Here is a 12,751-nt window from a genome sequence, read left to right as displayed (position 1 = left end):
AGTGCTTCATAAAAAAGCGATCAGATCAGTATACCGCTATTCGGTAATACGACGATAGACCGAAGGCGAGCTTTCTGAGGCATTATCTGCCAGGGTAATGGCCGCTTTCACCGCTTTCGCCGCCTCCTGCCAGCTGTTTTCATCCTTCGCATGGATCACCGCCAGCGGACGTTGACCGTCAACGCTGTCGCCCAGACGGGCCATATCGGTGAAGCCGACGCTGTAATCAATGCTGTCGGAAGCCTGACGACGACCGCCGCCCATCGACACCACCGCCATCCCCAGCGCGCGGGTGTCCATTGCCGAGACAAAGCCTTCGGTATCCGCATAGACCGCTTTGCTGAGCATCGCGGTAGGCAGGTATTTGGCGTAGTTTTCCACGAAGTCGGTCGGGCCTTTTTGCGCCGCCACCATGCGGCCAAAGATCTCCGCCGCTTTGCCGTTGTCCAGCACCGCCTGAAGCTTCGCGCGGGCGTCGGCGTCATCTTTCGCCAGGTTACCGGAGATCAACATCTCGACGCACAGCGCCATGGTGACGTCAAACAGACGCGGGTTACGGTACTCACCGGTGAGGAACTGCACCGCTTCGCGGACTTCGACCGCGTTACCCGCGCTGGAGGCGAGCACCTGGTTCATATCGGTAAGCAGCGCGGTGGTGCGCACCCCAGCGCCGTTAGCCACGCCAACAATTGCTTCCGCAAGCTGGGCAGAGAGTTCGTAAGTCGGCATAAAGGCGCCGCTGCCCACTTTGACGTCCATCACCAGCGCATCCAGCCCTTCGGCCAGCTTCTTGGCGAGGATCGAGGCGGTGATCAGCGGGATGGAATCGACGGTCGCGGTAATGTCACGCGTGGCGTAAAAACGCTTATCCGCCGGGGCAAGGGAGCTGGTCTGGCCGATAATCGCCACACCCACATCTTTAATAATGTCGCGGAAGCGATTGTCATCCGGGAAGATATCGAAGCCCGGAATGGCTTCCAGTTTGTCGAGCGTGCCGCCGGTATGACCGAGGCCGCGCCCGGAAATCATAGGAATGTAGCCGCCGCAGGCAGCGACCATTGGCCCCAGCATCAGCGAGGTGACATCACCCACGCCGCCGGTGGAGTGTTTGTCCACGATTGGGCCATTAAGGTTAAGGCCTTTCCAGTCCAGAACGGTTCCTGAATCCCGCATTGCCATGGTCAGCGACACGCGCTCCGGCATCGCCATATCGTGGAAGAAAATGGTCATCGCCAGGGCGGCAATCTGCCCTTCAGAGATGGTATTGTCGCGAATGCCGTTGATAAAGAAACGGATCTCTTCGTCGCTTAAAGCATGACCATCACGTTTTTTACGAATAATTTCTTGTGCGAGAAACAAAATAACCCCCTGAGGAAGTGAGTCGAAGGCTAACCGTAGGCCGGGTAAGCGTAGCGCCACCCGGCGAAGCGGAATAACGCCGGAGGGCGGCTACGCCTTATCCGGCTTACAACGAGTAGTGCTATTAGTAGCTGCTTGCGCTCTTACCGTCGCCGTGACCCAGCGCTTTCAGCAGGCTCGCCAGCAGGCTGGATGCGCCAAAACGGTAGTGACGGGCATCGGCCCAGTCGGCACCGAACAGCTCATCGGCAATCGCCAGGAACTGCTGCGCATCTTCTGCGGTACGCACGCCGCCCGCCGGTTTGAAGCCCACGGTTTTTTCCACGCCCATGTCGCGGATCACTTCCATCATGATGCGTGCGCTTTCCGGAGTGGCGTTCACCGGCACTTTACCGGTGGAGGTTTTAATGAAGTCTGCCCCGGCTTTGATGGAGATTTCAGACGCTTTGCGAATCAGCGCCTCTTCTTTCAGTTCGCCGGTTTCGATGATCACTTTCAGCAGTACGTTTGCCGCGGCGCAGGCCTCTTTACAGGCTTTCACCAGATCGAAACCGACCTGCTCGTTACCCGCGATCAGCGCGCGGTACGGGAAGACCACATCCACTTCATCAGCGCCATAGGCAATGGCGGCGCGGGTTTCGGCCAGCGCGATCTCGATGTCGTCGTTGCCGTGCGGGAAGTTCGTCACCGTGGCAATACGCACCTCCGGCGTGCCCTGCTCTTTCAGGGTCTTACGCGCGATGGGAATGAAACGCGGGTAGATACAGACAGCCGCGGTGGTGCCCACCGGGGTTTTCGCCTGATGACACAGCGCGATCACTTTTTCGTTGGTGTCGTCGTCATTCAGGGTGGTCAGATCCATCAGTTTCAGTGCGCGCAGGCTGCTGGCGGTTAAATCGGTCATAACATTCTCCGGGCGTATAGCCGTAAAATTTCACCTTGCGGGTCTGTGAGTATTCTAACATTCACCCGCATTCTCACTTCGACATTCATCACAGTTAATGAAAAATGCATACAAATTTGCATTACCGTAATGCGATCAACTTCAAATAATTAAGCTGCAACTGCGGATTAAAGCGTCAGGCACCCGCGCAGGATCAAAGGCAGCCGGCGGGACTCTTTTTACACTCTTCCTCTGTCCATGCAGAACAATAAGGAAGCGACAATGTCCCTCTCCACACCCGCCGCCCTGCAACAACGTTGCCAGAAAATTGTGACAAGCCCAATGTTAAGCCCCGAACAAAAACGCCATTTTCTGGCGCTGGAGGCGGAAAACAACCTGCCCTATCCCGCGCTGGATAACGATGCGCGCCTGGCGCTGGCCGGGGGGTTTATCTGCGATATGTTTGAAGGCCACGCGCCTTACAAACCGCGCTACGTGTTGCCCGACTATGCGCTGTTCCTGAAACAGGGTTCGGCGTGGCTGGAGCTGGAGGGCGCTCAGGATCTGGATGATGCGCTGTCGCTGCTGACCATCCTTTATCATCATGTTCCCTCCGTCACCGGCATGCCGGTCTTTCTCGGCCATCTCGATACGCTGTTGCAGCCGTATGTTAAAATTCTAACACAAGAAGAAATCGATATTCGAATAAAACGTTTCTGGCGCTACCTCGATCGCACCCTGCCTGATGCCTTCGTCCATGCCAATATCGGCCCGGCAGAGGGGCCAGTCACGCGCGCCATCTTACGTGCCGATGCAGAGCTTAAGCAGGTTTCACCCAACCTTACCTTTATTTATGATCCGGATATCACCCCGGATTCCCTGCTGCTGGAGGTGGCGAAGAACATCTGCGAATGCAGCAAGCCGCACATTGCCAACGGTCCGGTGAATGATAAAATTTTCACAAAAAAGGGCTACGGTGTGGTTAGCTGTTACAACTCGCTGCCGCTGGCGGGCGGAGGCAGCACCCTGGTGCGCCTCAACCTGAAAGCCATCGCCGAACAGAGCGAGACGGTGGAGGCGTTCTTTACCTGCACCCTGCCGCACTACTGCCAGCAGCAGATAGCCATTATCGATGCGCGCTGCGACTTCCTGTACCAGCGTTCCGGCTTCTTTGAGCATAGCTTCCTGGTTAAAGAAGGGCTGATCGATCCCGACAGCTTTGTGCCGATGTTCGGTATGTATGGCCTGGCTGAGGCGGTGAACGTGCTGTGTGAGAAGGCCGGGATCAACGGGCGCTACGGCCAGGATGACCAGGCTAATGCGCTGGGATATCGCATCAGCGAACAGCTGGCAGCGTTCGTGGAAGCGACCCCGGTTAAACATGGCTGGAAAAAACGCGCCATGCTGCATGCCCAGTCGGGGATCAGTTCCGATGTGGGCACCACGCCGGGGGCGCGCCTGCCGTATGGGGACGAGCCCGATCCCATCAACCACCTGCTGGCGGTGGCCCCGCATCACCGTCACTATCACGCCGGGATCAGCGACATCCTGACGCTGGATGAAACCGTGAAATGCAATCCGCAGGCGGTGGTGGAACTCTGTCTGGGTGCCTTCCGCGCCGGAATGCGTGAATTCAGTGCCAACGTGTCGGGCAACGATCTGGTTCGCGTGACGGGCTATATGGTGCGGCTGTCCGAGCTGGAAAAATATCGCGCAGAAGGTTCCCGCACCAACACCACCTGGCTGGGAGAAGAGGCCGCCCGCAACACCCGCATTCTGGAGCGCCAGCCGCGCGTGATAAGCCATGAACAACAGATGCGCTTTAGTCAGTAAGGTTATCCCGTTCTCCTGCGTCGACGGGCCCGGCAGCCGCCTGGCCCTGTTTCTGCAGGGATGTAACCTGCGCTGCAAAACCTGCCACAACCCGTGGACAATAGGACGTTGCAACGACTGCGCCGCCTGTGTGCCGCACTGCCCGCATGAGGCGCTGAACGTTCAGGCCGGGCGCGTCTGGTGGGATGAGGCGCATTGCCAGCAGTGCGACACCTGCCTGCAAATGTGCCCGCAGCAGGCGACGCCTATGGCGCAGCGCTATAGTGTGGAAGAGATGGTGGCGCAGATCCGCAAGGTCGCGCCGTTTATCTCCGGCATTACCGTCAGCGGCGGGGAGGCCACCACTCAGCTGCCGTTTCTGGTGGCGCTGTTTTCGACGCTAAAAGCCGATCCGCAGCTACAGCATCTGACCTGCCTGGTAGACAGCAACGGCCTGCTAAGCGAAACCGGCTGGCAGAAACTGCTCCCGGTGTTTGATGGCGCGATGGTGGATCTCAAGGCATGGGGTAATGAACACCACCGCTATCTGACCGGACGCGAAAACCCTCTCATCAAGCACAGCATCCGCTGGCTGGCGGCGCACAACAAGCTGAGCGAACTGCGCCTGCTGGTGATCCCGGATCGCTGTGATTACCTGACGCACCGTCGTGAACTGATCAAATTTATCCGCCAGTTGGGGGATGTTCCCGTCAGGATCAACGCCTTTCACGCGCATGGCGTCTATGGCGAAGCCCGGCACTGGCGCAGCGCAACGGCTGAGGATGTTGAGCCCCTGGCGCAGCTGCTGGAGCGCGAGCAGTTCAGCGTGATCCGCCCGGCGCTCTATCTATAACGACAGGCCGAACAGCGCGCGGGTATTGTCCAGCAGCGCCTGGGCGATCTCCTCCGCGGGCTCCGGGCGTAGTTCACACAGGGAGGTAAAGACCCTTGCCGCCTGCTCCGGGCGGTTCGGCTGCCCCTGAAAACCGTTGAGCGGCATATCCGGGGCATCGGTTTCCAGCACCAGCGCGGAGAGGGGGAGCTGCGCCATCACCTCACGGGTTTTGTTGGCGCGGGGATAGGTAATGGTGCCGCCGACGCCAATGTTATAGCCCAACGCCACAAAGCGCTGCGCCTGTTGCAGGCTGCCGGCAAAGCCGTGTACCACCCCGGTACGCGGCAGATTGTGGCGCTTAAGGTGCATCGCCAGCTTGTCATGGGTGCGCCGGGAGTGGAGGATCACCGGCAGATCGTAGCGTTTGGCCAGCTTCAGCTGCGCATCGAGGATCGCCTCCTGCCGCTCGAAGTGAGGATCCTCGCGATAGAGATCGAGGCCGATCTCCCCCACCGCCACCAGCCTTTCCGGACGTGCCGCGAGCGCCGCCTCCAGCTTTTCCAGATCGGCATCCTGATGGTTTTCGATCACAATCGGATGCAGACCTAGCGCCATATAGAGCGCCGGGTAGCGCGCGCCGAGATCCAGCACGCGATCGATGCTCGCCGCATCAATGGCCGGCACCACGATCGCCATGACCCCCGCTCCGGCGGCACGCTGGATGCTGGCGGGCTCATCGCCGGTGAAGGGTGAAAAATCAAAATGGCAATGGGTATCAATAAAGCGGTAAGTCACGCCAGATCCTCATTATCAAACAGGGTGTCGTTCGCCTGCGGGGCATCGATTAACGGTGTGGCAACAACATCGTTGGCCACGCTTGCCGGGGGAACCACCACCGTAGCAGGGGCGATGATCCGCTGATGGCGGCGCAGCGGTGGACGCTCGGCCAGCATTTTGCCCACCGTCGCCAGGAAATAGCGTCCGCACAGACGCCCGGTTTTGTAATCGTCCCGCAGGGCCGGTACGCGGCTGCCCAGCGCCATGCTGTTGAGCGGCTTTGGCGGATAGATTTCAAAGATCCTCAGTTTACCCGGTGGCTTTTCAATAAACTGCTGGATGGCGTGATAGCTCGCCTCATGGTGCGACACCAGATTGAGCATCGGTTGCAGACTGCTTTCACCCAGCCAGCGTTCCATCCGCTTAAACCACTGCGGCGTATAGTACATCTGCGAGGGCACGGTGCGGATCACCACAATGGTGTTTGCCCCCCGCCGGGCCGCCTCCTGCACCGGGACCGCATCGCTGACACCGCCATCGAGATAGCTTATCCCATCCAGCAGCGCCCCCGTCCGGTAGAAGCCGGGGATGGCGCTGGTGGCGCGAAGAATATCGAGCCAGGTCTCTTTTTGCGGCGAAAAATAGCTCGCCGAGTAGTCATCTCCGCGGCAGGCGCACATCCAGAAGGCTTTGCCGGTATCGAACAGGCGCGAGGCGTTGTCCATCGCCAGCGGCATTTTGCTTGCGGTAGCATCCAGCAGCCAGTCGAGATCGATAAGATTTCCTCCGCGCACAAAGCGCAGCGGATCGAAGAAGTCGCGGGAGGTGGTGTAACGCATGATCACTTTGCGGGCGTAGCCCGGCTGATTACAGACGTAGGCCGAGAGGTTCTGCGCCCCGGCGGAGGTGCCAAAATAGAGATCGAACGGGTTAAATTGCGCGCGCATAAACTCATCCAGCACGCCAGCCGTGAAGATCCCTCGCTGCCCACCCCCTTCGCAAACCAGCGCAATCTGGCCTGGCCGAAAGGGTTTCAGTGCTAACGGCGCAATATTGCCGAGCGTAACCGGAATTCGCTGCCCCACCTCTGCTTTCCTGTTTTTTTATTTGTTATGTCACTACACAGTAGCCTACACCGGCGGGTTTCCCAAACAGGATGTATGCGAAAAGGTCAGCCAAAGAAAAAGGCCCATGCTTAACATGGGCCTTTTCATCAACATACGGTTACCTGAGCTATGGACGACGACGTCCGGTGAACAGGCTTACCAGGAACAGGATAATACCGACGACGAAGACAATTTTCGCCGCGCCCGCCGCGGTACCCGCCAGACCACCAAAACCCAGAGCGGCGGCAATTAACGCGATAACCAGAAAAATGATGCCCCAACGAAACATATGACTCTCCTTTACCATAGTTAATGTCGACCGCATGGTGAGCGCTCAGGTTGCTCACGGCGATATCTACATGTGTAATTCTTATCTCGCCTTCTGGCCTCAGCCAGAAGGACGAATTTTGGAGTTTTATTTCACTTTCAGATCGTTTTTAACGCTTTTCACGCCATCAATGGCTTTAGCGATACTTTCAGCACGGTCGCTCTGTGCCTTAGACTCGACTTCACCGCTGAGCTGTACCACGCCGTCGGTGGTTTCCACTTTCACATTACGTGAAGGGACGATGTCATCGGCAAGCAGTTTCGCTTTGATTTCGCTGGTAGTAGCAGCGTCACCGGCATAGCCTTTAGCAGACTGTTCCTTGCCGTCGCGAACATGCAGTTTGTCGCTGACAGATTTTACGCCCTCAATGCCTTTCGCCACGGAGACCGCTTTTTCAGCCTGCGCCTGGCTTTCAACGAAGCCACTCAGCGTGACGACGTTTTTATCGGTTTCTACAGAGATATCGGTGCTTTTAATGTCATCAGCATCTACCAGTGCAGCTTTTACTTTTGCTGTGATAGAGCTGTCATCCATGAAGTTACCGACTTTATTCATAGAGTTATCGATTTTTTCCCCTGCGGTGTTCGCGGTGGATTGCGCTTTGTCGGTTGCAGTGGTTTCTGCCATTGCAGAACCGCATACCAGAGCGCTACCCATCATTACCGCCAGCAGAGTTTTCGAAATCTTCAGTTTTTTAGTATTCATCGATGTATTCCTGTGGTTTGCTCCGAATTCGAGCGTCAAACATCACGTGCAAGTAGTCTTTAGTACTACCAATCAACACTCGGGCGAGATGAGAACCTTATCAACACGCATTGAATGAAACTTTCATCTGCGCCCGGTGTTAAACACTGAGTTAAATATAGATCACTCTCACAGGTCCGCTTTCAGAATTGGGCAAAAAATGAGCAATAAGCAGCAAAAGCCGTTGAATTAAGAACATTCCGCAAGGGATTAATAAGGCAGGGATTTAAGCAGAGCACGGCGGCTGCCGTGCTCCGGGAAGGGATTAATGCTCGCGGGTTTTGCGGAACTGAATATCGGGATAACGCTCGTGCGCCAGGTTCAGGTTAACCATGGTTGGGGCGATATAGGTGAGGTTATCACCGCCATCGAGCGCCAGCTGAACTTCGTTCTTACGCTTGAACTCTTCGAATTTCTTCACATCAGAACACTCTACCCAGCGCGCCGTCGCCACGTTGACCGATTCGTAAATCGCTTCAACGTTGTACTCGCTCTTCAGACGGGCAACCACCACGTCAAACTGCAGCACGCCCACGGCGCCGACAATCAGATCGTTATTGGCGATAGGACGGAATACCTGCACCGCCCCCTCTTCCGACAGCTGAACCAGCCCTTTCAGCAGCTGTTTCTGCTTCAGCGGATCTTTCAGGCGGATACGGCGGAACAGCTCCGGTGCGAAGTTCGGAATACCGGTGAACTTCATCATCTCACCCTGAGTAAAGGTGTCGCCAATCTGGATGGTGCCGTGGTTATGCAGGCCAATGATGTCGCCCGGATACGCCTCTTCCACATGGGAACGGTCACCGGCCATAAAGGTCAGCGCGTCGGAGATCACCACATCTTTACCGGTACGCACCTGGCGCAGCTTCATGCCCTTTTCATATTTGCCGGATACCACACGCATAAACGCCACGCGGTCGCGGTGTTTCGGGTCCATGTTGGCCTGAATCTTGAAGACGAAGCCGGTGAACTTCTCTTCGCTGGCAACCACTTCACGGGAGTCGGTATTGCGCGGCATCGGCTGCGGCGCCCACTCCACCAGACCGTCCAGCATATGGTCCACGCCAAAGTTACCCAGCGCGGTACCAAAGAAGACCGGCGTGATTTCACCGCTCAGGAACAGCTCTTTATCAAATTCGTGGGAAGCGCCTTTGACCAGCTCCAGCTCTTCACGCAGCTGTTCTGCCAGCTCTTCGCCGACAGCCGCGTCCAGATCAGGGTTATCCAGCCCTTTAACGACGCGCACTTCCTGAATGGTGTGACCTTTACCGCTCTGGTAGAGGTAGGTTTCGTCTTTGTAGAGATGGTAAACGCCTTTAAACAGCTTACCGCAGCCAATTGGCCAGGTGATTGGCGCACAGGCGATCTTCAGCTCACGCTCCACCTCATCCATCACCTCCATCGGATCGCGGATGTCACGGTCGAGTTTGTTCATGAAGGTCAGGATCGGCGTGTCGCGCAGACGGGTAACTTCCATCAGCTTACGGGTACGATCCTCAACGCCTTTTGCGGCATCGATCACCATCAGACAGCAGTCCACCGCCGTCAGGGTACGATAAGTATCTTCGGAGAAGTCTTCGTGCCCCGGGGTGTCCAGCAGGTTCACCAGGCAGTCGTGATACGGGAACTGCATTACGGAGGTGGTAATCGAGATCCCACGCTGCTTTTCCATCTCCATCCAGTCCGATTTTGCATGCTGGCTGGAGCCACGGCCTTTTACCGTACCGGCGGTCTGGATCGCCTGTCCGAACAGCAGCACCTTTTCGGTGATGGTGGTTTTACCGGCATCCGGGTGAGAGATAATGGCAAAAGTACGGCGTTTCGCCACCTCTTGCAGATAAGGAGACAACGTCATAATTCAATCTTCTTTAAAAAGCGCGGCAGCGGGCCGCGCATCATGAATACGAAAATGCGGCTATTTTACCCATCAATGGGGGGCAGGCAATCAATGTTTACACAGGAGTTGCTCCAGTTCGCTCAGGGAGGTCACGGTCCAGGTCGGTGTGATCCCCTCCGGCAGGGTGCGGTTGTGCGCGTTCAGCCAGCAGGTGGAGAGCCCGGCGTTCATTCCACCAAGGATATCCGACTCCGCCGTGTCCCCCACCATCAGCACTTTCGCCCGGTCAGGGTTTCCGGCCTGGGCCAGCGCATAATCAAAGATTTGCGGGGCCGGTTTCGCCACGCCCACCTGTTCTGAAATTACTAATAAATCAAAGTAGTCACGGAAACCGGTCCGCTCAAGGCGGATCTGCTGGAGCGCGGTAAAGCCGTTGGTGATGATCCCGAGCTTCGCCTTGCCTTTCAGGGAGGCGAGCAGCGACGCGGCGCCCGGCAGCGGGGCGCAGATTTCAGCCATTGCATTAAGGAAGGCGTCGTTCAGATCGCCTGGCGGAACGTTCAGGCGCTCCGACCACCCCTGAAAACGCTGGTGTTGCAGCTGTAACGCGGTGATTGCGCCGTTCTGGTAATCCACCCACAACGGTTTATTCACCGTCTGGTAAGCCTGGAAATCTTCAGCAGTAAAGGTCACGCTGTAGTCGAGAAACATCCGCTGTAAGCCGCCGTACGAATCGAAGGTAAACAGCGTTTCATCGGCGTCAAAGAAAATCCAGTCCCAGTTCATTGTTACAACCTTTTTTAGTTATCCAAGCGGCAGAGCCATGATGATGGCGTCTTCACGTCCTTCTGCGGTGGGGTAATAGTTACGGCGGATCGTCGCCTCGTTAAAGCCCAGGCTCTCATAGAGTGCGATGGCGGCGACGTTCGAGGCCCGTACTTCCAACCACAGCGTGAACACGTCTCGTGCTTCCAGCTCGCGAATTAAATGCTCCAGCAGTTCTCTGCCCAGCCCACGGCGCTGGAAAGCAGGATCCACAGCGATGTTAAACAGCGTCGCTTCATCCAGAACGACCTGCGTGATGGCAAATGCCGCCAGCTGATTATCGACATCCAGCCGATAGTTCAGGTAACGCTCACCCTGGTTGCTGGCAAAGGTTTTTTCACTCCACGGAAAAGCGTGGGCGCGTTTTTCGATCTCAAAAGCCTGCGCTAAATCAGTCGTCGTGAGGGAAGAAATTGTGTTCATGTTCGCAGATTTGTTGCCACAGCGCGCGACGTGCCGCCGGGTTTACGTTAAGTTCGTCCAGCGCCGGAGAGGCCATACTCGCCCCCTCCAGAGCAATCTCTTCTCTTACGCCAAGCTGCCAGCTGTTGCAGCGGCTGCCCTCGGGCAGCATGGCCACGCGATCGGGCGTCAGTTGCAGCACCTGATCGGCCCCCAGCCTCAGCGCCCGAAGTACGTCGGCGATCACCGGCTCGCTCAGGGCGGGCAGGCTTTGCGCCACCATCACCAGACGAATATGCGCCGGTAGCGAGATGGCGATTTCGCCCTGCAATGCCGCCGGGCGGCGCAGCGCCCACTGGGTGATGCCCAGTTGCTGTAGTTGCCTGTCTCGTCGGGATGCCATTGCAAAAACTCCTGTTTGTCAGGCGCGCAAATATACCAAATGTGTCGAATCTGCGCCATCTACCTACTATAATCCCCGCCTGTGTTTATTGAGGAACAATTCATGTCTGCATTTACCCCGGCAAGTGAAGTCTTGCTGCGTCACAGTGATGATTTCGAACAAAGCCGTATTCTGTTTGCCGGAGATATGCAGGATGACCTGCCTGCCCGTTTCGAGTGCGCCGACAGCCGTGCGCACACCCAGCAGTATCACCACTGGCAGGTCCTGAGCCGTCAGATGGGCGAGCGCGCCCGTTTCAGCCTGGTGGCGGAACAGGCCGACGTGGCCGACTGCGATACGCTGATCTACTACTGGCCGAAGAACAAACCCGAAGCCCAGTTCCAGCTGATGAACCTGCTCTCCCTCCTGCCGGTGGGTTGCGATATCTTCGTGATCGGTGAAAACCGCAGCGGCGTGCGCAGCGCTGAGCAGATGCTGGCGGAGTACGTCACGCTGAACAAAGTCGACAGCGCCCGCCGCTGCGGCCTCTACCATGGCCGCCTGGACAAAAAACCGACCTTCGACGCGGAAAAATACTGGGGCGAATATCAGCTGGATGGCCTGACCATCAAAACCCTGCCGGGCGTCTTCAGCCGTGACGGTCTGGACGTGGGCAGCCAGCTGCTGCTCTCCACCTTTACGCCGCACACCAAAGGCAAAGTGCTGGATGTCGGCTGTGGCGCAGGCGTGCTCTCCGCTGTGCTGGCAAGCCACTCGCCGAAAGTGCGTTTAACCCTCACCGATGTGGGTGCATCCGCCATCGAAGCCAGCCGCGCGACCCTGGCGGCCAACAACATTGAAGGCGAAGTTTTTGCCTCCAACGTCCTCTCCGACGTGACCGGCCGTTTCGATATGATTATCTCTAATCCGCCATTCCATGACGGTGTGGAAACCAGCCTCGAAGCAGCGCAGACCTTGATTCGTACCGCGGTACGCCATCTGAACAGCGGCGGTGAGCTGCGAATCGTGGCGAACGCCTTCCTGCCGTACCCGAAAGTGCTGGATGAAGTCTTCGGCTTCCACGAAGTGCTGGCGCAAACTGGCCGCTTTAAGATCTACCGCGCCATCATGACCCGCCAGGCGAAGAAGTAACGTCTCCCGCTGGCCTGAGCCGCCCGTTCAGGCCATTTTTGCAGCAAATAATATCTCCCGCACAATTATCTGTTGACGAAAAGCTGAAAACATCTAGAATGCGCCTCCGTGGTTACGATACTTTTACTGTATCGATGGTCTGCGAAGGTGGCGGAATTGGTAGACGCGCTAGCTTCAGGTGTTAGTGTCCTTACGGATGTGGGGGTTCGAGTCCCCCCCCTCGCACCAATAACCATAATTGATATTGCTCGCACTGGGCGAAGGTGGCGGAATTGGTAGACGCGCTAGCTTCAGGTGTTAGTGTCCTTA

At 57.1% G+C, this 12,751-nt stretch carries 13 protein-coding genes and 1 tRNA gene; 4 read left to right on the top strand and 10 right to left on the bottom strand.

The genetic code is table 11. The features are described from left to right. Positions 1-36: 36 nt before the first annotated feature. Positions 37-1,359, bottom strand: a complete 1,323-nt coding sequence (gene deoA, locus WFM46_RS02415) for a thymidine phosphorylase (RefSeq protein WP_336997007.1) — start codon at positions 1,357-1,359, stop codon at positions 37-39. A 124-nt stretch (positions 1,360-1,483) separates the two neighbouring features. Beyond that, entirely contained in the window at positions 1,484-2,263 is a 780-nt protein-coding gene (deoC, locus tag WFM46_RS02410; protein WP_168192000.1) for a deoxyribose-phosphate aldolase, read from the bottom strand. Between the two features lie 261 nt (positions 2,264-2,524). Here deoC and WFM46_RS02405 point away from each other — a divergent pair, with 261 nt between their 5' ends. Beyond that, positions 2,525-4,075, top strand: coding sequence for a YjjI family glycine radical enzyme (locus WFM46_RS02405; RefSeq protein ID WP_336997006.1), 1,551 nt, complete (start codon positions 2,525-2,527; stop codon positions 4,073-4,075). After that, on the top strand, positions 4,047-4,907 hold the full coding sequence (locus tag WFM46_RS02400) for a YjjW family glycine radical enzyme activase (RefSeq protein ID WP_336997005.1): 861 nt from the start codon (positions 4,047-4,049) through the stop codon (positions 4,905-4,907). The genes WFM46_RS02405 and WFM46_RS02400 overlap by 29 nt, the downstream gene beginning before the upstream one ends. Here the strand turns inward: WFM46_RS02400 and WFM46_RS02395 are convergent. The 8 genes from WFM46_RS02395 to WFM46_RS02360 form a co-directional block, all read right to left on the bottom strand. Beyond that, a complete protein-coding gene (locus WFM46_RS02395; RefSeq protein WP_336997004.1) occupies positions 4,902-5,684 on the bottom strand; it encodes a TatD family hydrolase in 783 nt (260 codons plus the stop codon). The two genes, WFM46_RS02400 and WFM46_RS02395, sit on opposite strands and share 6 nt — an antisense overlap. Continuing rightward, on the bottom strand, positions 5,681-6,751 hold the full coding sequence (locus WFM46_RS02390; RefSeq protein WP_103178171.1) for a patatin-like phospholipase family protein: 1,071 nt from the start codon (positions 6,749-6,751) through the stop codon (positions 5,681-5,683). Before WFM46_RS02390 ends, WFM46_RS02395 begins: the two co-directional genes overlap by 4 nt. A gap of 148 nt (positions 6,752-6,899) precedes the next feature. Then, positions 6,900-7,061 (bottom strand): DUF1328 domain-containing protein, encoded by a 162-nt coding sequence (locus tag WFM46_RS02385; RefSeq protein WP_002887716.1) that lies wholly within the window; start codon positions 7,059-7,061, stop codon positions 6,900-6,902. 126 nt (positions 7,062-7,187) lie between these two features. Continuing rightward, positions 7,188-7,805, bottom strand: a complete 618-nt coding sequence (gene osmY / locus WFM46_RS02380; protein WP_103178169.1) for a molecular chaperone OsmY — start codon at positions 7,803-7,805, stop codon at positions 7,188-7,190. A gap of 304 nt (positions 7,806-8,109) precedes the next feature. Continuing rightward, positions 8,110-9,699 (bottom strand): peptide chain release factor 3, encoded by a 1,590-nt coding sequence (prfC, locus tag WFM46_RS02375; RefSeq protein ID WP_103178168.1) that lies wholly within the window; start codon positions 9,697-9,699, stop codon positions 8,110-8,112. Positions 9,700-9,789: 90 nt separating this feature from the next. After that, on the bottom strand, positions 9,790-10,467 hold the full coding sequence (gene yjjG, locus WFM46_RS02370) for a pyrimidine 5'-nucleotidase (RefSeq protein WP_103178167.1): 678 nt from the start codon (positions 10,465-10,467) through the stop codon (positions 9,790-9,792). 18 nt (positions 10,468-10,485) lie between these two features. Then, a complete protein-coding gene (rimI, locus tag WFM46_RS02365) occupies positions 10,486-10,929 on the bottom strand; it encodes a ribosomal protein S18-alanine N-acetyltransferase (RefSeq protein ID WP_103178166.1) in 444 nt (147 codons plus the stop codon). Next, a complete protein-coding gene (locus WFM46_RS02360) occupies positions 10,898-11,311 on the bottom strand; it encodes a DNA polymerase III subunit psi (protein WP_103178165.1) in 414 nt (137 codons plus the stop codon). The genes rimI and WFM46_RS02360 overlap by 32 nt, the downstream gene beginning before the upstream one ends. A gap of 102 nt (positions 11,312-11,413) precedes the next feature. Between WFM46_RS02360 and rsmC the strand changes: the two genes are divergently transcribed. Together rsmC and WFM46_RS02350 are read left to right on the top strand one after the other, a co-directional pair. Next, positions 11,414-12,442, top strand: a complete 1,029-nt coding sequence (gene rsmC, locus WFM46_RS02355; RefSeq protein WP_103178164.1) for a 16S rRNA (guanine(1207)-N(2))-methyltransferase RsmC — start codon at positions 11,414-11,416, stop codon at positions 12,440-12,442. A 141-nt stretch (positions 12,443-12,583) separates the two neighbouring features. Beyond that, a tRNA-Leu gene (locus tag WFM46_RS02350) sits at positions 12,584-12,670 on the top strand. Positions 12,671-12,751: the final 81 nt, after the last annotated feature.

The sequence above is a fragment of the Leclercia sp. M50 genome (assembly GCF_037150775.1).
GTDB lineage: Bacteria > Pseudomonadota > Gammaproteobacteria > Enterobacterales > Enterobacteriaceae > Enterobacter.
The sequence above is the reverse complement of the archived record's forward strand: the minus strand, read 5'-3'. Positions and strand labels throughout refer to the sequence as shown.

Bases quoted from the DNA above. Each gene is read 5' to 3' on its own strand.
- deoC (WP_168192000.1), bottom strand. From the start codon at position 2,263: ATGACCGATTTAACCGCCAGCAGCCTGCGCGCACTGAAACTGATGGAT.
- WFM46_RS02405 (WP_336997006.1), top strand. From the start codon at position 2,525: ATGTCCCTCTCCACACCCGCCGCCCTGCAACAACGTTGCCAGAAAATT.
- WFM46_RS02400 (WP_336997005.1), top strand. From the start codon at position 4,047: ATGAACAACAGATGCGCTTTAGTCAGTAAGGTTATCCCGTTCTCCTGC.
- WFM46_RS02385 (WP_002887716.1), bottom strand. From the start codon at position 7,061: ATGTTTCGTTGGGGCATCATTTTTCTGGTTATCGCGTTAATTGCCGCC.
- osmY (WP_103178169.1), bottom strand. From the start codon at position 7,805: ATGAATACTAAAAAACTGAAGATTTCGAAAACTCTGCTGGCGGTAATG.
- prfC (WP_103178168.1), bottom strand. From the start codon at position 9,699: ATGACGTTGTCTCCTTATCTGCAAGAGGTGGCGAAACGCCGTACTTTT.
- yjjG (WP_103178167.1), bottom strand. From the start codon at position 10,467: ATGAACTGGGACTGGATTTTCTTTGACGCCGATGAAACGCTGTTTACC.
- rimI (WP_103178166.1), bottom strand. From the start codon at position 10,929: ATGAACACAATTTCTTCCCTCACGACGACTGATTTAGCGCAGGCTTTT.
- WFM46_RS02360 (WP_103178165.1), bottom strand. From the start codon at position 11,311: ATGGCATCCCGACGAGACAGGCAACTACAGCAACTGGGCATCACCCAG.
- rsmC (WP_103178164.1), top strand. From the start codon at position 11,414: ATGTCTGCATTTACCCCGGCAAGTGAAGTCTTGCTGCGTCACAGTGAT.